The sequence below is a fragment of the Marinilactibacillus sp. Marseille-P9653 genome (genome assembly GCF_916618885.1).
GTDB lineage: Bacteria > Bacillota > Bacilli > Lactobacillales > Carnobacteriaceae_A > Marinilactibacillus.
The window spans coordinates 1,959,371-1,982,298 of record NZ_CAKAKH010000001.1; the positions used below are offsets into that span (position 1 = coordinate 1,959,371).

Below are 22,928 nucleotides of genomic sequence, written 5' to 3' on the forward strand. Positions count from 1 at the left end.
CGTGTCCACTTACTGTTTTAGGTTAACTCAAGTTAACGGATCATTTTTCAAATTGACTGTTATAAAGATCAGAGTAGAATCCTTGAGCTTGCATCAACGCTTCGTGGTTACCACTTTCGATGATGGCACCGTCTTTCATAACAAGAATCGTATCTGCATTTTGGATCGTAGATAAACGGTGGGCAATAACAAATGATGTTCTGCCTTCCATTAATTTATCCATTGCAGCTTGAATTAGTTCTTCTGTTCTTGTATCTACTGAACTGGTTGCTTCATCCAAAATTAACATTGGAGAATCTTTCAATAATGCTCGAGCAATCGTCATCAATTGTTTTTGACCAACTGAAAGTGAAACAGTATCGTTCAAGACTGTGTCGTAACCTTCAGGAAGTGTTTTGATAAAGTGATCTACACCGACAGCCACACAAGCATCTATCACTTGTTGATCTGAGATATTTTTCTGGTTATAAATCAAGTTTTCTTTGACGGTTCCTTCGAACAACCAAGTATCTTGTAAAACCATACAGAACTGTTCATGAATTTCTTCACGGGTCATTTCTGCAATATCTTCATGGTCAATGAGTATTCTACCTTCCGTTACTTCATAAAATTTCATCAGTAAGTTAACGATGGTTGTTTTACCCGCACCTGTTGGTCCAACGATAGCAATTTTTTGACCAGGTAAAGCTTCTGTAGAGAAATCATCAATAATCGTTTTAGAAGGATCGTATCCAAAGCTAACATGGTCGAACTCAACGTGTCCAGTTGTTTTACCCGTGATTTTTTGAGTTTTACCTGTTTCGTTTTGCATTTCATCTTCATTTAAGAATTCAAATACTCGACCCATTGCAGCATTCGCTTGTTGTAGACCAGTGAACGCTTGTGCCATTTGACCAAGTGGTTGAGAGAACAATCTAACGTAGACAGTGAAAGCTACAATCACACCAAAAGTGATGGATCCTTGAATCACTAGAATCGCACCGACGATACAAACGACTACGTATCCAAAGTTACCAATGAATCCCATTAATGGTTGCATCATCCCAGAAAGAAACTGTGCTTTCCAAACACTTGAATAAAGATCTGAATTCATTCCTTCAAAATCTTCGACTGATTGATCTTTTGCATTATAAGAATAGATTGTATTGTGGCCAGTGTAAGCTTCTTCCACAAATCCATTAACTTTAGCCAATTTGCTTTGTTGTCCTTTAAAGTGAATCTGAGATTTTTTGATTAAGAATGTCAAAATCACGAATCCAAGTAATACAGAAGCAATAGCTGAAAAACTCATAATCAAATTTGTTTTGAGCATCATAAACAAACATCCGATAAACAAGACAACTGAGCTGACGAGTGTCCCCAAACTTTGATTCAATGATTGTCCAACAGTATCCAAGTCATTGGTTACGCGACTTAATATATCTCCTTGACTGTTAGAGTCAAAATATTTAAGCGGTAATTTATTGATTTTGATTGAAATTTCTTCTCTTAAACGTTTAGAGAATTTTTGAGTAATCGTTGCTACAATAAAGCCTTGTCCATAAGTCAAGGCACTACCGATCAAGTACAATATCACTAACGTGATCCCAATACGGTTGATTTGTGCGATATCGATTTGTGTCCCAATACCTTGAACAACAATATCTGTAATTTCACTTAAGCGGTCAGGTCCGATAATGACTGTGACACTTCCGAATGCTGCAAAGATGATTGATAACAAGAATAGAATCTTGTATTGTCCAGCATAGATATTTACATTCGCTAATATTTCTTTCAAACTATAACTTTGCTCTTTTTTTGTATTATCCATTATTCAGTTCCTCCTTGGAAAGTTGAGAATAGGCAATCTCTTGATACACTTGATTACTTTCCAACAGTTCTTTATGCGTTCCTTGACCGACGACTCTTCCTTCTTCTAAAACAAGAATCTGATCTGCATCCATAATCGTACTGATTCTTTGGGCAACAATCAGTTTAGTTGTATCGGCCATTTGTTCAGACAGGTTGTGTCTTAGTTTTCTATCTGTTTTGTAATCTAAAGCAGAAAATGAATCATCAAAGATTAATATTTCAGCTTTTCTAGCAATCGCACGTGCAATAGATAGTCGTTGTTTTTGTCCACCAGAGAAGTTACTTCCCGCTTGTGCAACGCGACTTTCTAGCTGGTCTTCTTTTCCAAGAACGAATTCTTTTGCTTCTGCGAGTTCTAGTGCTTTATAAATTTCTGAATCATCTTCAGGCAAATTAGAACTATGTCCAAAGTTCATATTCGAGCGAATCGTTCCACTAAATAAAAATGGATTCTGAGGTATATAAGCGATTTTCTCATTTAAGTCTTGGTGGCTATACGATTTAATGTCTTGTCCGTCAATCAATATCTGACCCTCTGTTACATCGTAAAACCTTGGAATCAAACCAATAATGGTACTTTTACCACTACCTGTTGATCCGATGAAAGCAACTGTATCACCAGCATTGGCCGTGAAGTTGATGTCTTTGATAACCGGTTCTGATGCATTTGGATAAGCGAACGTCACGTTTTTGAATGATACAGTTCCTTTTCCATTAGCTGATTGTTCACTCTCTCTAGCAAACTTGATTGTAGAGTCCAATTCCAAAACTTCGTTGATTCGTTTCGCTGAAACCAGTGCTCTTGGTAGGATCAAGAAAACAATCGTCATTAACATAAATCCTAAAACGACTTGGAATGCATAGGAAGAAAATACAACCATATCACTAAATAATGTGATTCTTTCTTCTAGCCCTACTGCATCGATTAAATGTGCACCAATCCAGTAAACCGATAAAGCTAATCCACTTGAGATGATAGACATTCCAGGGTTCATGATGGCTAACATTCTGCTAGTAAACAAGTTCACGTTTGTTAATTCTTCATTGGCATCCAATGATTTACCGTTTTGGTAACCTTCAGCGTTATACGCTCTAACCACACGAATACCTTGTAAGTTCTCACGAGTCAGACTGTTCAATCTATCCGTCAAAGATTGGATTCGGCCAAATTTTGGCTGAACGAATACTAGAATCGTGCTTAGCATAACTAGTAAAGCGAGTACCGCTACACCTGTTGCCGCAGTCCATTGCCAGTTCTTATCAGCAATCTTTGTAATCGCCCAGATTGCTGTAATTGGTCCTTTAATAACCACTTGCAGTCCAACGGCAATAACCAGTTGAATCTGAGTAATATCATTAGTTGTTCGTGTAATCAAACTAGGAATCGAAAATTGTTTGATTTCTCCTGGTGTATAGTCCATGACACTATTGAAGACTTGTCCACGAATTCTTTGCGTTACGCCTGCCGCAACTTTTGAGGCAATGAACCCAACGATGATAGAGGCCACTAAGCTTAGTAAAGAAAGTGTGACCATAATGGATCCTGGTGAAAAAATATCTGAAACCGTTGTTCCTGGTGTTTGTAGTCTTGTAGTGATGTCAGCCAAATAATCAGGAATTTTTAACTCCAACCATACTTGAACCATGATAAAAAGAATACTGAGAATAATCCCGATTCTTTCTTTTGTGTTTGCTTTTCTTAATAGTTTTAACATAATGTCCTCCGTCTAGCAGTAAGCGAGTTGAACTTCTTTTATATTTATTACTTTTATAGTAGAATTTGTAGTCTTCTTTTTCGTAATTACAGAGGTTTTGCCACTTACTGAAATATAGTTACCGTGCTAACTATATTATCCTTACTTTTAGTAAATGTCAATATAAATAATATGAATTTTCTGTGCTCTCATAACAAGAAACCCTTTTCATATCAAGGACGAAACAATTAACTAGTCGATGTAACAATGTTGATGCCGGTTGCATATTGAACCTTACTGTTTGAACTGTTTTTTTAGTACGTCTATTGCATCCTTTCTCAAGTCATAACTAAGTAAGGTATTCCGTACTGTCTATTTTTTTACGCTGGTGTGTACTATTTCATTGTTGGTATACTTAATATATTGCGACTTATTACGATATTAAACATAAAATAATGTTCTCTAAATCTACTATTATAGTATTTTCAAATTGAACCTATTATGTTTTCATTTTTAGCTATTCATTTTACTCTAAGGAGATGAAATATGACCATAAAAAGAAAAAATCAGATTTGGTTGTTGGTCATTATTGGTTGGTTTTCGTTCTACTTTGGCTGGCTCCTATTTTGGTCGGATAACATGAACGTTCAAACAACCGGAGGTAACCTTATCTCTTTGATAGGCTCCTTTGTACCAGTCTTGTGGATTACTGATTCTTTTCGCTACAATCAGCTACACAGGAATAAACGCTATTGGCAATTATTATTGTTTGCTTCTGCTAGTTATTTACTTGCAGAGTTCTGTTGGATTTTTACAGATACGATTCTAACAGGAGAACCAAGCTTTCCTGGCATTTATGATGTTTTCTATGTTTTATCTGGTTTCGGCTATTTCCTTGCTTTTGCTTGGAGAATTGCAAGATATGCTAAAAAATCGTTTATTTTGAAATTCTTATTTGATATTTTAGTCATCTTGTCTGTAGCACTAACGTTCAGCTGGTATTACATCTTAGGACCCATTATTTCGGAAACATCCGGTTCAATGTTTGCTTCCGTTTCAGTCGCTCTTTTTTATCTCGTTGGAGATATTGTATTGGTTTTATGCGTATCAATCTTTTATTTTGGTGGCGAATATTTTTATCAAAAAAAAGCAATGTACTATATTATATTAGCTATTTTCATACAGATTATCTCAATTAGTCTATACTTTCTTGAGAGTACACAGGCAGCCTATCTATCTGGAAGTTGGTTTGATCCACTCTTCGTCTTACCTGTTTTGTTGATTGGGTATACCTCCTTACTTGAGGGGGAGTGTGATATCCAGGAAATAACTGAACTGCCAGATACCGAAGACATTGCTACATCCATCCCTCGACTGATCTTGCCATATACATTGGTTGTGGTTTTATTTACTTTTATGATCAATCACTCTAGCGGACTAGATGTCATTAGTATTGGCTCTGGAATTTCTATTATTCTTGTCATCCTTAGACAATTTATTGTTATCTTTGAAAATCGAACGCTAGTCAAACAATATTATGATAAAGCTGAAGAACTCGAAATCAGTGAAGAACGCTATCGATCATTATTTGAATACCATCCAGATTCTGTTTTTTCACTTGACTTGAAAGGGACAATTGAAAGTATGAATCCTGTTGGTGCTACTCTTTTAGGCAGAGATCAAAGTAGTGTGATTGGCACTCCAATCACTGAATATATTGATGCACAACAGCTAAAACAGGCTCGTGAGAATATCATGAAGATCAACGAAGGTTGGATTAATAGTCACGAATTTCCATTTCAAAACAATCATGGAAAAAATCTTTGGATTCATATGACACATATCCCTATCTTAGTTAAAAGTAAACTCGTCGGTAGTTTTGGTGTGGGAAGAGATATCACTGAACATAAATTAGATCAGGAAAAAATCCATTTCTACGCTTACCATGATCACTTAACTGGCTTGGCTAATCGAAGATCGTTTGAAAATAACTTGCAAGAAACCATAGATAGTTCAAAAGTCAATAAAACACAATTTGCAATCTTGTTTCTTGATTTAGATAAATTCAAAGAAATCAATGATTATTATGGACACGCAGTTGGTGATGAGATTCTAGTTTCTATCTCTAAAAGAATAAAAGAATTTATTGAAGAAGATGATATCGCGGCACGACTTGGGGGAGATGAATTTACGATTCTTATAAAAAATGTCTCCGCCTATCTTGTTCCAGCGAAGATTCAATCCTTGCAAGAACTATTAAGCGAACCTCATATAATCAATGGACATTCTTTGAACTGTACTGCTAGTATCGGTTTCTCCTATTATCCAGTCGATGGGTTAACAGCAACCGAATTACTCAGTAAAGCTGACAATGCCATGTACCGAGTCAAAAGAAGCGAACAGCACTTCAAATAATGCAATAAAAAGCAGTAGGTTATCAACCCTTTCGGTCGGTAACCTATTGCTTTTTTAGATTTTGATAACCTTAAACCATTCTTTAGCGAACATTTCTACTGAAGCATATTCTTTATTTCTATAAAAAGAAATTCTAGCATGTCTCCTCATTCCATGGTATTCTACTATAAGCTAATAGAATAGACAGTTCGTAACCATCCTGTCGGAAAACAAAACTAGGGAAGCAATAGCATATGACTATTGCATTTTTTGACGTCCTAGCATACTCATGCGGTGGATGTTTTTTTGTTGTCTGGGATTACTTTTTAGTGATACTTAAGCAACGCAAATTTATTGGAGGTGAACAATATGAAAGAGACTACTAAACAGTCATTCAATACCCGTAAACTGACGATTTCAGCACTAGTTATTGCATTATACATCGTCGCTATGGCTTCTACAGCATCGATTTCTTTCGGCGCTTATCAGATCCGAATCGCGACGAGTCTTTACGCTCTTTCTTATTTATTCCCTTTTCTTGTTCTTCCACTTGGTTTGGCTAACGCACTTTCGAATTTTTTACTTGGCGGATTAGGTCCTATTGATGTAATCGGAGGATTGGTGATTGGGATACTCGTTTCCAGTTCCATCGTACTCATTCGACGTTTCGCATTACCTCGTTGGTCTATCGCTTTACCGATTATCTTTTTAATTGGTTTAGGTATCCCAAGTTACTTGAATTTTTTACTTGGCGTTCCTTATTGGGCGCTAGTGGTCAACCTGGTGATTGGACAAATCATTCCAGGAATTCTTGGTGTGTTACTGGTTCAAGCACTAGAAAAACCCTTAAAAGCTAGAAAGGTGATTTTATGACAGGACGTAATGAAAAAGAGTTAACTGGTATCTCTCACTTAGGCAATCAAGAAGTGAAGTACAGTATGGATTATGCACCAGAAGTACTCGAAAGCTTTGACAACAAACATCCGAACAATGATTACTTTGTAAAATTCAACTGTCCGGAATTTACAAGTCTTTGTCCCATCACTGGACAACCTGACTTTGCGACGATTTATATCTCTTATGTACCGGGTGAAAAAATGGTTGAAAGCAAGTCTTTGAAACTCTATCTATTCAGTTTCAGAAACCATGGAGATTTCCATGAAGACTGTATGAATATTATTATGAAAGACTTGATCAAACTAATGGATCCAAAATACATCGAAGTTTGGGGTAAATTTACTCCTCGTGGCGGTATCTCAATCGATCCTTACTGTAACTACGGCAAACCTGGTACACGCTGGGAAGACGTAGCCTGGAACCGATTAGCGAATCACGATATGTATCCCGAAACGATTGATAATCGTTAAATCCATTTAACTTAATATATGAATACAACCTCTACTCACCTTTTAAATCGTTTGATTAGCCAATGATTTAATGTGACTAGAGGTTTCTTTATCGTCTAAATTGAGTTAATCTACTAAATGAAGCTTCGCTATAATCGCTAATATTTATCTTGTTTTCTGAGTAATTTAAAAGATTTTGCAATACCACAATTTTATTCTCTTCCATTTGATCCAGCCACTGCTCCAGTTCCGGCTGTACGTGAACTTCGAACAAAGCATCCACTTTTGGTTTAAATTCGATCAAACTAATACCTAAATGTTCCAATACTGCTTCATCACTTTCCGATAAGGATTCAGATACGACGGCGTGACATTTAAGTAAATTTTCTCCACCGTCAAATCCTTTTCCAGTCGAATAGACACTTTTCAGAAACGAATAGTCTTCTACCATCGCTGGTCGATTACAATCCTCTAAAACTAAAAATCCAACAATTGATTTTAACGTTTCCTATTCAGTTTTCATCATACGGTATATTTCATAATTTGTTATCTGAAGCTCTTTTACTAAGTACACAGAAGGCATATCCATTCCGGTTCCTCCTTTCTATATACGAAAAAACATTTGCTTTTTTTTGGTAGTCTTTCTTAATAACTATAATATATTCATTAATGCTTTAACTTTCAATTGTATCATTGTTATAATTGTCATAGTCATTCATATTGAACATTTCTAGGAGGTTGTTATGGTTACGTTAGTACCGATTAATGAAGAAAATTTTGAGGCTGTGTTGGCTTTAAGAGTCGCTGAAAGCCAAAGTAAGTTCGTTGCACCTACTGTTAGTTCTTTAGCAGAATGTTATCTTTACCGTAACAATGGTGATGTTTTCCCTTTTGCTATTCAAGATAAAGATATAGTGGTTGGCTTTTTATTGCTAGACACTGATGACGAAGATCACCAAATGACGATTTGGAGAATCATGATTGATCAAGCACATCAAGGTAAAGGTTACGGCCGACAAACCATTGAAAAAACAATCGAATTAGCTCAATCTGATTCAACCTACGAGATTCTTATTGCCGATTATGTAAAGGGCAATGAAGTTATGGGTGACTTGTTGAAGTCGATTGGTTTCAAGTATCATTCCTTCAATAAGAAATTTAACGAACATGTACTTCACTACCACTTAAACGAATCACCGCCGGAGTGAATACGGATTTCTATTCACTCCAATCAAACTTGAATATGTTCGATTTGTAAACATATAATTTGTTCTTTAGACAAACCAATCATCACATCGTTACCTACGGATAAAAATTTCAAATCTTTAGTCTTGTTTCCAATCAGTAGTCTTTTTGAATTCGGATCATATATAGATTCACCAGCAATCTTACAATCGTAACCCATTCCGCATTCTAGTTGAAAATCCGACACTACTTTCACTAACCTATTTTCTTCAGAATTGACTTGGGTTACTTTTCCTCTCTTACATAACTCTAATCTAAAGTAACCAGAAACACCTAAAATCGTATTTTGATGACAGTCCACTTCTAGCGAAAGATATTGATATCCTATCATCAATGAACTGGTGTCGAGATCTGTATATAGTATGAATGAACTTTCCTCTTTTAAATACTGAATAGAATGATCGATAGATCCTGCTTCTATTTTAAATTGGATCAGTTCTATAACTTTTCCTCCTTACTATTATTTGCTATCTTTTGAGGATTTTTTATTTAACCACTCTACTTGCCTGCAATCAGTATCTTCTTCAAAACTTCTTCCTGTCCATCACTTTAATAGAGATGGAGAAACAGGCGGCCGATAGAAATAAACTAACCACTATTGCCCAGTTTATTTCACTGAACTCTGTTGTCCCTTCTAGTATAGAGACGTTTTCTCCAATCAGCATAATCGGATTATACGCTCTTACGCTTTCAACTATATTTATTAGATACATCAGCCCAATCATCAATAAGCTAAACAGTAATGAGAGATATCCGCTTTTGAAAAGTGTAGAACCTAAAACAATAATGGATGAAAAGTAGAGAATAAATACTAGAAATGGTATCAATGCGAGAAAGATATGAGGACTTGCGTTATCTGTAAAATAAAGACTTGTATAAGCAGCGGTTACGCCAAAACTGAGTAGGAGCGCTAATACGCTAAGCAATAAGATCATAATAAACTTACTCGTTATGATGGCTGATCGACTTAATCCTTTTGTGACTAGGTTGATCAAACTACCACTTTTCACTTCTCCACTCACACTACTACTAAAGAATATCGCTAACAAATAAATACCGATCTGCGTTAAATTCTTGTAAAATTGTACCCAGGAGTCAACTGATGTTGGTTCAGGTAATGAAATTTGAACACCTTCTCCTAGTGAGCTTTTGAGGATTTCTGGTGTAAGTACCGCAATCAATGGACTTAATATTCCAAAAAATACGAATACCGTTAAAATCAATAATAGCTTCTTGGTTCTCCATGCTTCTAACCACTCTTTTTTTGTGAATATGATAATATCTCTCATTTGGTCACCTCCAAAAAGATTCTTTCTAGTGAAGGTTCTACTTTACGAAATAAAGCAGGAACAATACTCGATGTCTTACACTGCTCAAATAGTTGGCTCACTAACTCTGTGTAGTTTCCTGTATACGAAAGAAGATAGGCGTCCTTTTCTTTAAGATAGGACTGAACTTTTTGCTCTTCTATCAGCTGATCTAAAATTGTTACCAGCAAAGTCTCTGATTCTTGATCGACTTGAATCTCTATTTGAGGACTTGTATATTTGCTCTTCAATTCTCTTAGCGTCCCGTCCGCAACGATTTTGCTTTTATGTAGAATGCAGACTTGATCACAAATGCGTTCTACATCATCTAATATATGCGTTGAAAACAAAATGGTGATATCCCCTTTTAAAGAAGCAATCAAATCCAAGAACTCTCGCCTTCCACTTGGATCTAAAGCTGAAGTTGGTTCGTCACATATCAATAATTTCGGCTCATTCAGAAGTGCTTGTGCAGCCCCTAAGCGTTGCTTCATTCCTCTAGAATACGTTTTAATTTGTTTTTTATTGTCTTCAAGTCCTACCTTTTGGATCATCTCCTGTACCTTCACTGAGAGAAACTTCTTAGATATTCCTGTAATCTCACCGCAAAGCTTCAAGTACTCTCTCGCCGTCATAAATCCATAAAAATCTGGAACATCTGGAAGGTAACCAGTATAGTGGTTCGTTTTCGTATTGCCAAACGTTACCACTTCTCCATTTATTCTAATTTCCCCTTCAGTCAATTCTTCTAAGCCAAGGATTAATTTCATAGTCGTTGTTTTACCAGCACCATTCATTCCAATAAATCCATAAACACTTCCTTTTGGTATCGACAAATCAATTCCATCAAGTATCTTTTGATTACCAAAAGATTTTGTAACCTTTTCCAGTGTTAGAATAGACATAACTAGTCCTCCTTCCCAAATGCAAAATAAGCAATCGGTCCGACGATTTGAATCGCTGCTACCACAATAATCCAGAAGACTTTATTTCCAAAGCGAAACAGTTCTTGCTTCAAAACTTGAACCAGTGCAGTGATCATCAAAATAACTTGTAACAAGATAACAGGAACCAATAATATCCAATAATCAAACAGCCACGCCGGTATTTCAGTATTCATCTGACTCACTCCTTTTCATAATTATCTTGATTTGTTTTTCAATTTCTATCATCTCTTCGGTTATTCTGTAAGGATCAAACCCAGGATGAGTCAATATAAGATTTCCAATGTAGTCGATGACCTGATTCGAATTTTTTGGTGTGTGATCGCCTAGCGGTAAATTTTCTAGCCAGTCTTGAATTAAATCGAAGTAAGTGTCTGTGTTGAATGACAGTAAACCGTTGTTCTTTTCTAAGACCGCTATTACATTTCTTAGACAATTGTAGACCTCTTTTTCGGAATGATATTGTGCATAAACAACTGCCGCTGATAGATAAGCATTTAAAGCTAATGTAGGATTGACGTGTTCAATATTGAATGCTTCAATTAGCGTTCGTTGTTTTCTAAAGGTTTCCTCAAAATTATTCAAATCAGCTGAAACTAATTGTGTATAGTTGGTCAATGCACTAATCAACACTGAAGTGTTCTGATAAATACCGCTTTGAGCCGTTGCAGCTGCTCGTTTAGGTTCTCCTTTTAACTGATAAGCACTAGCGATCAAATCATCTGTAGGCAAGTAATTTTCAACGTAATTGCCTAACGTTTTTAGGACGTCATCTGGTCTATTGAGTAGTAAAAGACAAAAACCTTCTAATTTAGTTGCTTCACTAACCAACTTTGTATCAGAACTGCTCGTTCTAATATGTATAAATAAGTTTAGTGCTTCTCCAACGTAGTGTTCCTTTTGTTCATTGGGATTTTCTCCTAGTAATTTGTCAAAATGATTTAAGATCAACAAGCCCATTTGTAAAATAAATGGATAACACGAGTAATATCGTCGAGTCAGACTATGAATCGACTTCCAGACTTCCTTTGACTCTTGAGTTTCAAAAGATTTCTGTAACGAAAGATAGATTTGCTGAATCTCTTCTTTGTTTAATTCCGGTTCGTAGTTTAGTAATGAATCAATACTGATATCGAAATAAGCTGCTAATAACGGTAACAATGTAATATCTGGGTAGGCATACTCATTTTCCCACTTTGACACAGAAGTCTTAGAGACACCCATAAAATCCGCTAATTGCTGTTGCGTAATCTGCTTCTTTTTACGTTCATTTAAGATCACGGTTCCTAAACTGACTTTCATCTTGATCACCTCTACGTAAGTGTACGATTGTTTTCGTAGGAACTCAATAGAGCAGTTGTTAACTTTGGGGTGTTAAAGTTAACTAAAAAGAAACATTCAGTATTTTTTGATATGAAAAAAGCCAGAGTTCTCACTCTGACTTTAAAATTCGTATGTTGTTATTGGTTCTTCAGATCATTTACTTCAGTTTCTAGCTGTCTGATCTCTTCTTCAAATTCTACTCCTGCATATGGACCGGTCTCGTCCTCGTTGCTTTTTTGTTTTTGCTACTGTTCGGATCGTATCCACCAACTGTAATAACAGCTTCTTTTTTAAACAATCCGAATCCACCAGAAATATTCAAGTTTCCATTAAATTTATCATGGAAAATTCGAGAAGTAATAAAAGAACGGATATATTCAAGTGTTTGAATACTGACGATCGGATTCTTGCTCATTCTGGTTTCCACTGGCATCCCTTTTTCAAAGGTCACACCATTGGCGATACAAATTTGCCCTCCAATCGCGATGACTTTATCGTCTTCTAAGAATAGTCTCGCTGCATATTTTAACGCATCTGCTTGTAAAATCTCATCAGCGTCCATACTCACAAAGTAAGGGAATTTAGAAACATTGATTCCCGCATTTACAGCATCTGCTTTATTTCCACCATTTTTCTTTCTAACCAAGACGATGGGAATATGATTATGTTCACCGCTGTAAACCTCAAGTATTTCTTGTGAAGGTACTTGAAGCCTTACTGGTTTAAAGTCTCTTTTCAAATTATATTTATCAATCATAGACTGAGCTGTTTTATCTGTTGAACCGTCATCGACCACAACGATTTCATATAGTTTGTAATCCATCTCCAGCAAATGATTCACGGTTGTCACAATCGTTGTCGCTTCATTGTAAGCCGGTACAAGGATCGAAATCGGAAAGAAAAATTGATGATTCAATTCATTTTCTAGTCGCTGTTTAATTCTATAATTCCGAAGACTACCGATAGAGACGATTCCGCTAATCGTTAAATAGCATCCATAAATAATGATATACGTTGCAAAGAAAATCCCTGTAACCAGTAGAAATACATCCACATTATCCATTTTGAACCAGCCTTTCTCTTGTGCTCGCCATTTGATACACTAATTGTTCTTTCGCGTAAGCATCTTGACCGTCTAGTATGTCCATCACACAATCTTCTGACACACCTAGTTCTGCGATTGAACGAGCTGCATTTAGTCTTACATACCAATACTGCGAAGACAAAGCCACTTCTAAGGCCTGTAGTGTATCTTCACCAGGATATTGACTCAAAACAGCGGCTGCTGTTGAGACGCATTCCCAATTCTCATCAAAGGTCTGCGTTAGATAGGATAGAATGGTTTCTTTGTAGGCATGAACGGGATGTTTCTCATAGTATCGTAGCACCGCACACAGTACGTCTTTATCTTTTGTTCCTTGCTTGAGTAAGGTAATCAACTTGTCTGATAATGGTGCGTCTGATAATCGGAAGAAGTCGACCATCGCAGCTTGGTAGTTTGCGTTAAATGCACTGAAGTTATCGTAAAGTGCTTCTGCTAGTACTTCTTGGTCTCCTTTAAATTCAAGCAAGCCATCTGTTACCAGTTTACGGTGGTGCGTGTGAGCTGTTTTTGACAATCTTTTGAAAGCTTCTACTACGGCATCTTCATTTCCAAAGGCGTAGACTGCTTTAAGTGCATTTTCACGACTGTTGATGGAAGGCTCTAATGCAAAAACACCATCAGCTCTGTCAATTCATCGTATTCTTTTGGTTCATTGATGCGAAGCTGTTCGCAGATATAAGCAAAGTAGGCTTTTTCAATCAGCTTTTTCTTACCATAAGCTTGTCCTAACTGTATCCAGTCTTTTTTATTACTGCGAATCAATTGTCTGAACTGTTCTCTTTCTTCTAATAAAGGAGAATGATGATAGGCAGCTCCTCCTGCGAAAAATGCGATCAATTCTTCAATTGATTGAAGTCGTTTGAAAGTTGCTTCTTCCATTACAACATTGCGACTCTGTTCCGTTGCGAAACGGTCGTCAAAATACATTTTCCAATTGTTTGTTAGCTTTAACTGTTGTTTGCTTCTTCTTGACTCTCTTACTCTATACAAGATCAGACTTGCCATGATAATGAGCGTAACTGCGATGAGTGTAAACAGAAAATACCATATCATGTGATCACTTCCTTTTAGTATTAAATGATATTTAGTTAATTAAACACTATGTATGTTTTACTCTTATTCCTTAAGTTTACCTTGATAACTAGTTGTACTATTTTTTTATTCAGCTAAGAATATCATATTTGTTTTTGGTAATCTAATTTATTTCACTCGAATTCGAAGTATTTTTTTGCGAAATCTTTAATTGTACATTATTTAGACATATATAACTTAAGATACAATTTAGTGAGTTATATTATGTTAAACGTTTCCCTATTATAGTCCTTTTAACCGCAAAAAAGACGCAAGATATCTTCGTTACCAGATCTTACGCCTTAGACTGACGGTGAAAACCATTCTATCGGTCCTTATTTAAATAACATTTTCAAATTGTGAATGATACAAGTCGGAATAAAGGCCCTCTTTTTCAAGCAAGTCATCATGATTGCCTTGTTCCACAATCCGACCATCTTGAACCACTAGTATGGTGTCCGCATTTCGAATAGTGGATAAACGGTGGGCAATGACAAAAGACGTTTTCCCGTTCATCAGCTTTTGCATTGCTTCTTGGATTTTCATTTCTGTTTGCGTATCTACATTTGAAGTCGCTTCATCCAGTATCAGCAAGTTGGCATCCAAAATCATCGCACGGGCAATCGTCAACAATTGTTTCTGTCCTTGAGAGATATTTAACCCTTCTTGGTCGATAACGGTCTGGTAACCGTTCGGTAAGCCCATGATGTAGTCATGAATCTGTGCCGTTTTCGCAGCTTCTTCCACTTCTTCCTCAGTTACGTTTTCTTTCCCATATGCCAAATTCTCAAAAATTGTCCCACTGAACAGCCATGTATCTTGCAGGACCATTGCGTAAGATGTGCGTAAGCTTTCTCTCGTTGCTTTGGTCGTATCGACTGTATCCAGTTCGATTGAACCTGCACTAGGATCGTAAAAGCGCATCAGTAAGTTTACCAAGGTCGTTTTCCCTGCTCCTGTTGGTCCAACCACAGCAATGACATTGCCACTTGGTGCTTCAAAATTCAGATCATGAATCGTCATTTTTTCAGAGGTATACCCAAAGTCCACATGATTCATTTCCACGTTTCCTTCTACTTGATCGTATACATGCGCATCCAGTATGTCTCTTGCTTCTGAAGGTTCGTCCATCAATAAAAAGACTCGCTCAGCAGCAGCAAAAGCCGATTGCAATTCACTGATGATATTGGCCAATTCATTGATTGGACCAGAGAACCGTCTAGAATATAAAACGAATGAAGAAACGCCACCTAGTGTTAAATAATTGAATAAATAAAGCAGTGCTCCCGCTACACTGACCAATGAAAGAGAAAGATTGTTGATAAAGTTGATAGAAGGACCGATCATACTGCCATAGTAATCGGCATTATAATAAGCAGAGACCGCTTCTTCATTTTTCTCGTCAAAACGCATGATCATGTTTTCTTCCTGATTATAGGCTTTGATCGTCTGTTGACCAGAAATCATTTCTTCAACGTAACCATTCAACTCACCCAACTTAACTGAGCGTTTCTTGAACAGTGGTCGGAAACGCGTGACCATAAATTTCGTCAAGAAAATAGAAATTGGTAAAGTGATTCCAAAGACTAAAGTCAGTATCGGTGAAATCAACAACATCATTGTTAATGAACCAACGATCGTGATGGCACTGGTCACGATTTGAATAAAATCATTTTGTAAAGACTGGTTGATCGTATCGATATCATAAGTGATCCGGCTGATAATGTCTCCCGTTTGATGCTTGTCAAAAAAGCCGACCGGTAATTCTGCCATTTTATTGAAAACATCTCGCCTCAGTCGTCTGATGGTTCGCTGGGTTAATTTGATCATCAATAGCTGCATTACATACTCAAGAATCGAAGAAAGTACGAAAAAGATAGCCATTAATCCTACAATATAAAACACTCTTTGAAACAGTACATTTCCTGTTCCCGGTTGAATCGAATCAATCGCTAGCCCCGATAAATATGGCCCAATCAGCGACAAGCCATTACTGGTGACCATCAATATCGTAGCCGTGATGAGCATCCACTTATAATTGAATAAATAAGACCACAGTCTTTTCAAGACATGGGCACGGCTGGTTTTCAGCTTTTCCTTCTTTTTAGGAATTGGTATTGGCTTCTTTTTTCCTTTAGGCAATCTCTTCGCCCCCCGACTGGTTATAGTAAATGTCTCTATAAGGTTCGCATGTCTCCATCAATTCTTTATGTGTCCCCTTGCCAAGGATCCGCCCTTTATCCATCATCAGGATCTGATTGGCTTGCTGGATAGAACTGATGCGCTGAGCGATCATAATGGTTGTCGTCTCTTGATAATTTTTATTCAAGGCTTTTCTTAAATTCGCATCCGTTTTATAATCCAGTGCACTAGAAGAATCATCCAGCACCAAAATCTCAGGGTCTCCCGCCAAAGCGCGAGACAGTAAGACCCGCTGTTTTTGTCCCCCACTTAAATTCGTCCCTTTAGCCGTCAAACGATGATCCACGCCCTCGTCCAAGGATTCAATAAACTCTTCCGCTTGCGCGGCTTCCGTTGATTGTAAAATGTCTTCTTCGGGAAGTTGGCGACCAAAGTCGATATTTTCACTTAAGGTATCTGCGTATAAGAAATCTCTTTGAAAGGTGACACCAAATTTTGTATGCAACTCTTCCAGATTCATACTGTTGATGTTTCGGCCATCGATTCGGATACTGCCGGAATCGACATCATAAAGTCTCAGTAACAACTTAACGAGGGTCGTTTTCCCGCTCCCTGTCGCGCCGATGATCCCGAGCGTTTCGCCTTTATTTAAGGCAAAATCGATATCTTCCACTGTATTGTTCTTTTCATAACCAAAAGAGACGTGATCAAAACGCACATGAGCTGTATCTTCTATTTCATCCAGTGGCTGGACTTCAAGTTCTGGTTCCGTTTGTAAAATCGTATGCACTCGGTCCGCAGAAGCCAGTCCTTTAGAGAACAAGACAAAGATTCGGGTAACACTGAGCATCGCATTTAAGATAATCGTGAAGTACGTCATAAAGGCAATAATCACGCCTGGTTGCGTTAAGCCTTCATTAACTCTGTAAGCACTCGTCAATAGAACAAGCGTTAATCCAATATTCAAAAAGAGATTCATTAATGGTGTTGTGGCAGCCATGGTTTTATTGGCACTGGTCTCTGCATCGACGACGCCTTGATTGACCCCTTCAAATCGTACTTTCTCGTATTCGGTTTTAGACAAGGCTTTGATCACTCGAGCCCCGGTAATATTTTCCCTAACGGTTCGGACCAACTTATCGACTTCTTGTTGGAGCTGGTCAAACAAGGGTACGCCCTTTTTCGAGATATAGTAAATCGTCACCGTCGCAAAGGGTAATACGCTCATCATCACCAACGTCAGAACAGGATCCAAGGTAACGGTCATTAGAATACCCCCAATGAGCAGCACCGGTGCACGTACACCGATTCTCTGCATCAAGCCAATTGTACGGTGAAGGTTATACGTATCTGACGTCAGTCTTGAAATCAAAGAGGGCGTTCCATACTGATCTGCCTGACTAGCAGAAAGATAGGTAATCTTCTCGTAAAGATCATGACGAATCCGTTCAACGGCATCTCTGGCGACACCAGATGCCATTTGGTTGGCTTTGATACTCAGTACGACCGCTATAATCGAACAGAGCACCATTGCACCACCCCAAAGCAGTACCCGATTGATATTGCCGGTCGGAATCACGACGTCAATAATAAAGGCTAAAATCAATGGCAGAAATAAATCCATGATCGTGCCTAAAAATTTTACCGTCAAGCCACTCGCTAATCTTCCCCGTAAAGGTTTCAAATATTCTATAAATAATTTCATGAAGGTCCCTTTCTACTCTATGATTTTAATCGGTTTCCATCGTGTCGACTTTCGCTTTTGCTTTTTTCATGATACCTGACAGTTGTTTTTCTAGAAGTGCTTGCTCTTCTACTGAAAAGCCTTCTAAAATCATCTCGTTCCATTCTTTTAAAATCTCTGCGACTTTCGGATACACAACACGTGCTTTGTCCGTTGGATACACCAATAACTTTCTGCCATCTTTTGGATCTGGAGAACGCGTGACATAGCCTGCCTTCTCTAAGTTATTGAGCTGTCTCGTCACATTGCTTTTATTCACATAAATAATTTCTGCCAGTTTTTCCTGCGTAACACCTGGGTTAGTACAAATGTTCAGAATATATGTATGGTGCATTCCCTTCAAACCGTACTGCTTCATCTTTTCGTTTCGATACATCTCACCTAGGCGAGTGGTTCTGTTAATTAAGCGCATCATGGACAATTGTTTTCATCCTCCTCTACTCCTACTTATTGAATAAGACTATCAGTTATTCGTTGCGAGCGCAACTAAATAAAGTTTGTTTAATTCCCTTTACGGTAAACGAACCTTATAAAGCAACTTCTATATTACAAACGCTACTCATGAATACACTTTAATAAACAAAAAACTAATAGCGTGAACTATTAGTTTTCCTCAATCTTATTTTGATCCAAACTCTTCAGAAATTTGATTGATTAGTTTCGTAAAAGCACCTGAAGTCACTAGTACAACTAATATCATAACTTTAAAAATCTTACTAATCATGTTTTCACGTCCTCTATAGACTATAATAGTAATCTTTTATTTTAGTAGCCATCAATTGTCTTCTTAATTTTAAAAATTCCTGATAGTCATTCATATCCATATCAAATAACTCCGTAGGCACTGCATTATCTTTGAAGTTTTGTAAGCTTTGTTCATCCTCTTTAGATATGCTTAGTAGCTCCAGATAATCCTTTGGTGATTTATCGCTAATTTTAATATTGATTTCTTTTTGAACCATTGCATAATTAGCAATCTGGTTATAGTCCTTCTTGTCAGTTACGCCATTTTTCTGCAAATAATTCTTAGGGAATATGTGATGGATATCTCCGTGCATTTCAAGCATAGACTGAACACTAGTGGGGTCCGATAAGAATCCTTTATCTTGATTTTTTATCTGAGTAAACAAGTAGATATAGTGAATTGGTCCAATTTGATTTGTTTCTAGTCTTCTAATCAAAGTATTATTCCAGAACGCATCCGATAATTTAACAGCTTCTACAATTTCTAAATAGTTTTCTGGGTTTTACTCATTGAAACGTCGAACATCAGGATCTATTTGAGGTTAACTTGATCCAGAAAATCCCTGAGTCAATAGAGACAGCATAACGAATCAACACAAAACTTTATCTCTTTTCACGAGATTGATTTTTTAGGATTTCATTAGAAGTTATAACACATATCCAAAATTCAATACGTTCAAAGATCTGATCTGATTGACATCACTAATCCCCATAAACTTTAAATTCATCATATAATTCTGAAAAATTACTTTTATTGTAGAAATTGACTAATCCTTCTTCATAAGTTTTAAAAGATTCTTGCGCTATTTCATCTTTCTACTCTTGATTTAACTATTTTCATTTTGGTAAATAATTAATATGGTTTATATAATAAATCTTAAGAAGAATAAGATCTCATTACCTTTTTAACATCTAGATAGTGCTCTAATATAGTGAACTTTTTTTTATACTCAATATAATTAAACTCTGGTTTAATTTGGAAGTGAACTTTACTTTCAAAATTTCCAGGTAATATTAGAGCACTAATTGTTTCAGTAAATTTTTTGTTATATGGTTCTTCTTTAGAATCAGAGTAATTTTCTAAGAACATTTGATATGCAATTTGTTTATAGTTTATACCATCTAAGTTTTGATAATATTTTGCGTCAAAAATATATTGAGTGTCTTCTTCTTCTAGATAATGATCAGGTTGAATATTATGCTTTGAATTGACATAATTAGGGTGAAAAGTTCGCTTAGTAAATTTTTTTGTATTATTTTTATTTTTCTCTTCACTCATCACAATTTTTTTTGGGTTTGCAGAAATAAAATGACTGTTTAGATAAAATTCAATCATTGTTTCCCAAACCCCTCTAAAGGTATAATTTTTTATATGATATTCCCCACCTTCTGATATTTCTTCGAAGAATTGAATCAAGTTATTAAGAAGTTTTTTATTAGTATCCTTAAATATTTCATTCTTTATTAAATTTAATCTCGATAATACATATTCTTTTTCTTGCAACAAATCTCGTTTCACATAACTACCTTCTATCTTGGCAAGGCTGATAAAACCTTCAAAAAAATCCAAAGTATAATTGATTGCAAACACCATGCACTCACTAATAAAAACCTGCTTACTTTCAAGTTTTTTTATCTTCATTGGAATAAACATCAACCCTTGTTTACTTACTACTTTATTAGATTTTTGAATAGTTTCTTTCCAAGAGACATTACCTTGGTATCCATTTTGTGTATACCGTTCTTCTTCTTTATATACACCATATCTTTGGTAATAATCGTAAATATTGTAAAAAGAGTTGAAAGGGTAATTAGTTTTTATACTCAACGAACGGTCGATATATTTCTGTTGATTTTCCTGAAAATGTTTTGTTAAAACATTAAATAATAAAGTCATATCATCATTCAAATTACTTTCACACACTTTAAAATTTTTTGGAAATGAAACAAATATCTCTTTTTTTTCAAAAATTATTCCAACAAAGTTAATAATTTCTTGTTCATTAATTTTTGTATCTATTACTTTAGTATCTCTTTTATCAAACACTATTGTTTTTATTGATGGTACAGGTTGTGAATCTATCCCATACCGAATTGTTTTCCCCATTTTTTAACCTCAATTCAATATTTCTTCAGGTATATCGCAATGGATATAATATTCTAAAAAAATGTTGCTGAAAATTTGTAATTCCTTATCAAAAGTCGAAAACAACTCAGAAAAATTTGTTATTTCCTCAGAGAAAAGTTTAATTGCTCGATTATAAGATACAGACTCTACATCATCCCATAAGTATTGTAATAGTTTATTTTGAAATTTATCTTTGATTTTTTTTTCATTCATTCTTGTTGAAAACTGAATAAAAAATTGTCCAATTTGCTTATCTTCTCTTAAACCTAACCCGTTATTTTTATCGGTAATAAACTTGTTTAGTTTTAAATAAAATTCATACCAGTTCGTTTTAATAAGCTTATCCCCATAATATAATGTTATCGGAACGTTATAATCTTGTAACAGCTCACCTTCTTCATTCCTTACTGGATTTGTACTTACATATTTCCAATCGAATCTTCTCTTGAAGGCTGTATCCATCGCGAAAACATTTTGATCAGATGTATTAACTGTTCCGATTATATTAAAATTTGCTGGAAAGTATATAACATCGTTACTTATTTGTCTAATATTTTTTGCGACTAATGAGTTACGAATTGGATACCTGCTAACATTTTTTTCATTTCTATCGAGTAATTGAAAAATATCTCCAAATATAGCAGCAACATTTCCACGGGACATCTCTTCAATAATTAAATAAACAGGCTTTGAAGTATCTTTGAATGCCTGAACTAATGCTTGAGTGAATATTCCTAGTTGAAAATCATAAGTTATTAGATCCTCTTTAACCACAGGTAAAAGCTGACCTATAAAATCAGAGTAAGTGTATTCAGGGTGAAATGTAACGCGAAAAACTTGCTCATCTGGTGCAGTTGCAACTCCTTTCAACTGATCGACAGAATAACTTTTCCCTGTTCCTGGAACTCCATAATAAATCATTTGTAAAAAAGCCATCTTCTACTGCTCCTTTTCTATTAGTTTTTCAGCGTACTTAATAAACGGAATGAAATTATTTCTTCCTCTATTATGTGTTTCAACGAAAGAAGAAATTGCTGTTACATCAATTACATAGCCTAATTCATCAGCCAGTATTAAAGCTGGATACGATTTAATTACAAAAAAGCGATCTTTACTACCAAATGTTTCTAAATTGCATGAAAAGCTATTTGTGATAAACTGAATTTTTTTCAAATTAATATCAATATTATAAAAATCAGTTTTTATTATATTAGTATCATTCGTAAGAGATCTATCATTTGAAATAAAACGAGAATACTTTTTCAAATCATAGTAATCCAAGTCAACAGTTACTGAATTCGAATTATGTAGTTGAATATAATTAATCCCCATCAACTTCATACTTATTACTGTCTCTAGCATCGAATTAGTTATATTATCAAAACTCCCATTTACAAAATATATAGGTAAATTTGCTAGATCATAACTCGGAGAATCAATATAAAAATCTACTAATTTTGATAATCCAGGAAACAAATGTTGTGACCCAAAAGCGTTTCTTGAACCAACTTCTGGGTAACTGATAAAAATATAGGCTAAAGAACTCTTAACTCCATCATCATCAATTCTTTCTATAAGACCTGAATATACAGCATTTCTTCCAATCACAGCTACTGGTGTTTCCACATATTCTATACCAGTTATATTGAGTTTAGGATTATATTCGTTTACTCTTTCAATTACTATATTATTATATTGATCCAGGTTGTCAATTCCATTTTCCACCATAACCCTTTTGTGATTATTATCTATCATCTGACCTGTTTTTTTATCGTGTTTCTTATCAATTAGCGTATTTTTAACTCGAATGTCGAGATAAATTTTGGTTTCGGACATGATTGTAACCTCTTCTTTATAGTTTTTATACTTATTTTATCATATGCCATTAAT

At 35.8% G+C, this 22,928-nt stretch carries 22 protein-coding genes; 4 read left to right on the plus strand and 18 right to left on the minus strand.

The annotated features are described in order from the left end of the window. Window positions 1-40: 40 nt before the first annotated feature. Window positions 41-1,810 carry an ABC transporter ATP-binding protein gene (locus LG377_RS09550; protein WP_225744431.1) on the minus strand — a complete coding sequence of 590 codons (1,770 nt, stop codon included), beginning with the start codon at window positions 1,808-1,810 and terminating at the stop codon, window positions 41-43. Then, complete coding sequence (locus LG377_RS09555) at window positions 1,803-3,566, minus strand: ABC transporter ATP-binding protein (RefSeq protein WP_225744432.1); 1,764 nt, start codon at window positions 3,564-3,566, stop codon at window positions 1,803-1,805. Before LG377_RS09555 ends, LG377_RS09550 begins: the two co-directional genes overlap by 8 nt. Before the next feature lie 525 nt (window positions 3,567-4,091). Between LG377_RS09555 and LG377_RS09560 the strand changes: the two genes are divergently transcribed. From LG377_RS09560 to queF, 3 genes are all read left to right on the plus strand, one after another. Continuing rightward, the gene (locus LG377_RS09560; protein WP_225744433.1) at window positions 4,092-5,960 is read left to right on the plus strand and encodes a sensor domain-containing diguanylate cyclase; all 1,869 of its coding nucleotides are present in this window, start codon (window positions 4,092-4,094) and stop codon (window positions 5,958-5,960) included. Window positions 5,961-6,308: 348 nt separating this feature from the next. Then, complete coding sequence (locus tag LG377_RS09565) at window positions 6,309-6,812, plus strand: QueT transporter family protein (RefSeq protein ID WP_225744434.1); 504 nt, start codon at window positions 6,309-6,311, stop codon at window positions 6,810-6,812. Next, window positions 6,809-7,306 (plus strand): preQ(1) synthase, encoded by a 498-nt coding sequence (gene queF / locus LG377_RS09570; protein ID WP_225744435.1) that lies wholly within the window; start codon window positions 6,809-6,811, stop codon window positions 7,304-7,306. Before LG377_RS09565 ends, queF begins: the two co-directional genes overlap by 4 nt. Window positions 7,307-7,394: 88 nt before the next feature. Here queF and LG377_RS09575 read toward each other — a convergent pair whose 3' ends face one another. Further along, window positions 7,395-7,736 carry a hypothetical protein gene (locus tag LG377_RS09575; protein WP_225744436.1) on the minus strand — a complete coding sequence of 114 codons (342 nt, stop codon included), beginning with the start codon at window positions 7,734-7,736 and terminating at the stop codon, window positions 7,395-7,397. Window positions 7,737-8,028: 292 nt separating this feature from the next. On the opposite strand from LG377_RS09575, the gene LG377_RS09580 reads away from it, so the two are divergent. Continuing rightward, entirely contained in the window at window positions 8,029-8,493 is a 465-nt protein-coding gene (locus LG377_RS09580) for a GNAT family N-acetyltransferase (protein WP_225744437.1), read from the plus strand. Between the two features lie 23 nt (window positions 8,494-8,516). Here LG377_RS09580 and LG377_RS09585 read toward each other — a convergent pair whose 3' ends face one another. The 15 genes from LG377_RS09585 to LG377_RS09655 all read right to left on the minus strand — a co-directional run bounded on the left by LG377_RS09585 (window position 8,517) and on the right by LG377_RS09655 (window position 22,874). Beyond that, entirely contained in the window at window positions 8,517-8,861 is a 345-nt protein-coding gene (locus LG377_RS09585; RefSeq protein ID WP_225744438.1) for a hypothetical protein, read from the minus strand. Between the two features lie 193 nt (window positions 8,862-9,054). Continuing rightward, window positions 9,055-9,819: an ABC transporter permease gene (locus LG377_RS09590; protein WP_225744439.1), complete on the minus strand. Its 765-nt coding sequence runs from the start codon at window positions 9,817-9,819 to the stop codon at window positions 9,055-9,057. Then, complete coding sequence (locus LG377_RS09595; protein WP_225744440.1) at window positions 9,816-10,742, minus strand: ABC transporter ATP-binding protein; 927 nt, start codon at window positions 10,740-10,742, stop codon at window positions 9,816-9,818. The genes LG377_RS09590 and LG377_RS09595 overlap by 4 nt, the downstream gene beginning before the upstream one ends. 2 nt (window positions 10,743-10,744) lie before the next feature. Further along, complete coding sequence (locus tag LG377_RS09600) at window positions 10,745-10,957, minus strand: PLDc N-terminal domain-containing protein (RefSeq protein WP_225744441.1); 213 nt, start codon at window positions 10,955-10,957, stop codon at window positions 10,745-10,747. Further along, window positions 10,947-12,083: a helix-turn-helix domain-containing protein gene (locus LG377_RS09605; protein WP_225744442.1), complete on the minus strand. Its 1,137-nt coding sequence runs from the start codon at window positions 12,081-12,083 to the stop codon at window positions 10,947-10,949. Before LG377_RS09605 ends, LG377_RS09600 begins: the two co-directional genes overlap by 11 nt. A gap of 217 nt (window positions 12,084-12,300) precedes the next feature. Next, window positions 12,301-13,167: a glycosyltransferase family 2 protein gene (locus LG377_RS09610; protein WP_225744443.1), complete on the minus strand. Its 867-nt coding sequence runs from the start codon at window positions 13,165-13,167 to the stop codon at window positions 12,301-12,303. Then, window positions 13,160-13,723 carry a HEAT repeat domain-containing protein gene (locus tag LG377_RS09615; protein ID WP_225744444.1) on the minus strand — a complete coding sequence of 188 codons (564 nt, stop codon included), beginning with the start codon at window positions 13,721-13,723 and terminating at the stop codon, window positions 13,160-13,162. Before LG377_RS09615 ends, LG377_RS09610 begins: the two co-directional genes overlap by 8 nt. A gap of 86 nt (window positions 13,724-13,809) precedes the next feature. After that, window positions 13,810-14,262: a hypothetical protein gene (locus LG377_RS09620; RefSeq protein WP_225744445.1), complete on the minus strand. Its 453-nt coding sequence runs from the start codon at window positions 14,260-14,262 to the stop codon at window positions 13,810-13,812. Window positions 14,263-14,619: 357 nt separating this feature from the next. Next, on the minus strand, window positions 14,620-16,392 hold the full coding sequence (locus LG377_RS09625; RefSeq protein ID WP_225744668.1) for an ABC transporter ATP-binding protein: 1,773 nt from the start codon (window positions 16,390-16,392) through the stop codon (window positions 14,620-14,622). Window positions 16,393-16,414: 22 nt separating this feature from the next. Continuing rightward, window positions 16,415-18,127: an ABC transporter ATP-binding protein gene (locus LG377_RS09630; RefSeq protein WP_225744446.1), complete on the minus strand. Its 1,713-nt coding sequence runs from the start codon at window positions 18,125-18,127 to the stop codon at window positions 16,415-16,417. A 25-nt stretch (window positions 18,128-18,152) separates the two neighbouring features. Then, on the minus strand, window positions 18,153-18,581 hold the full coding sequence (locus LG377_RS09635; RefSeq protein WP_225744669.1) for a MarR family winged helix-turn-helix transcriptional regulator: 429 nt from the start codon (window positions 18,579-18,581) through the stop codon (window positions 18,153-18,155). 322 nt (window positions 18,582-18,903) lie between these two features. Further along, on the minus strand, window positions 18,904-19,347 hold the full coding sequence (locus LG377_RS09640; RefSeq protein ID WP_225744447.1) for a DUF1524 domain-containing protein: 444 nt from the start codon (window positions 19,345-19,347) through the stop codon (window positions 18,904-18,906). 440 nt (window positions 19,348-19,787) lie between these two features. Further along, on the minus strand, window positions 19,788-21,017 hold the full coding sequence (locus LG377_RS09645) for a hypothetical protein (RefSeq protein WP_225744448.1): 1,230 nt from the start codon (window positions 21,015-21,017) through the stop codon (window positions 19,788-19,790). A gap of 9 nt (window positions 21,018-21,026) precedes the next feature. Next, window positions 21,027-21,974 carry an AAA family ATPase gene (locus LG377_RS09650; protein WP_225744449.1) on the minus strand — a complete coding sequence of 316 codons (948 nt, stop codon included), beginning with the start codon at window positions 21,972-21,974 and terminating at the stop codon, window positions 21,027-21,029. A 3-nt stretch (window positions 21,975-21,977) separates the two neighbouring features. Further along, window positions 21,978-22,874 carry a hypothetical protein gene (locus LG377_RS09655; RefSeq protein WP_225744450.1) on the minus strand — a complete coding sequence of 299 codons (897 nt, stop codon included), beginning with the start codon at window positions 22,872-22,874 and terminating at the stop codon, window positions 21,978-21,980. Window positions 22,875-22,928: the final 54 nt, after the last annotated feature.

Bases quoted from the DNA above. Each gene is read 5' to 3' on its own strand.
- LG377_RS09550 (WP_225744431.1), bottom strand. From the start codon at position 1,810: ATGGATAATACAAAAAAAGAGCAAAGTTATAGTTTGAAAGAAATATTA.
- LG377_RS09555 (WP_225744432.1), bottom strand. From the start codon at position 3,566: ATGTTAAAACTATTAAGAAAAGCAAACACAAAAGAAAGAATCGGGATT.
- LG377_RS09560 (WP_225744433.1), top strand. From the start codon at position 4,092: ATGACCATAAAAAGAAAAAATCAGATTTGGTTGTTGGTCATTATTGGT.
- LG377_RS09565 (WP_225744434.1), top strand. From the start codon at position 6,309: ATGAAAGAGACTACTAAACAGTCATTCAATACCCGTAAACTGACGATT.
- queF (WP_225744435.1), top strand. From the start codon at position 6,809: ATGACAGGACGTAATGAAAAAGAGTTAACTGGTATCTCTCACTTAGGC.
- LG377_RS09575 (WP_225744436.1), bottom strand. From the start codon at position 7,736: ATGGTAGAAGACTATTCGTTTCTGAAAAGTGTCTATTCGACTGGAAAA.
- LG377_RS09580 (WP_225744437.1), top strand. From the start codon at position 8,029: ATGGTTACGTTAGTACCGATTAATGAAGAAAATTTTGAGGCTGTGTTG.
- LG377_RS09585 (WP_225744438.1), bottom strand. From the start codon at position 8,861: ATGATAGGATATCAATATCTTTCGCTAGAAGTGGACTGTCATCAAAAT.
- LG377_RS09590 (WP_225744439.1), bottom strand. From the start codon at position 9,819: ATGAGAGATATTATCATATTCACAAAAAAAGAGTGGTTAGAAGCATGG.
- LG377_RS09595 (WP_225744440.1), bottom strand. From the start codon at position 10,742: ATGTCTATTCTAACACTGGAAAAGGTTACAAAATCTTTTGGTAATCAA.
- LG377_RS09600 (WP_225744441.1), bottom strand. From the start codon at position 10,957: ATGAATACTGAAATACCGGCGTGGCTGTTTGATTATTGGATATTATTG.
- LG377_RS09605 (WP_225744442.1), bottom strand. From the start codon at position 12,083: ATGAAAGTCAGTTTAGGAACCGTGATCTTAAATGAACGTAAAAAGAAG.
- LG377_RS09610 (WP_225744443.1), bottom strand. From the start codon at position 13,167: ATGGATAATGTGGATGTATTTCTACTGGTTACAGGGATTTTCTTTGCA.
- LG377_RS09620 (WP_225744445.1), bottom strand. From the start codon at position 14,262: ATGATATGGTATTTTCTGTTTACACTCATCGCAGTTACGCTCATTATC.
- LG377_RS09630 (WP_225744446.1), bottom strand. From the start codon at position 18,127: ATGAAATTATTTATAGAATATTTGAAACCTTTACGGGGAAGATTAGCG.
- LG377_RS09635 (WP_225744669.1), bottom strand. From the start codon at position 18,581: ATGATGCGCTTAATTAACAGAACCACTCGCCTAGGTGAGATGTATCGA.
- LG377_RS09645 (WP_225744448.1), bottom strand. From the start codon at position 21,017: ATGGGGAAAACAATTCGGTATGGGATAGATTCACAACCTGTACCATCA.
- LG377_RS09650 (WP_225744449.1), bottom strand. From the start codon at position 21,974: ATGGCTTTTTTACAAATGATTTATTATGGAGTTCCAGGAACAGGGAAA.
- LG377_RS09655 (WP_225744450.1), bottom strand. From the start codon at position 22,874: ATGTCCGAAACCAAAATTTATCTCGACATTCGAGTTAAAAATACGCTA.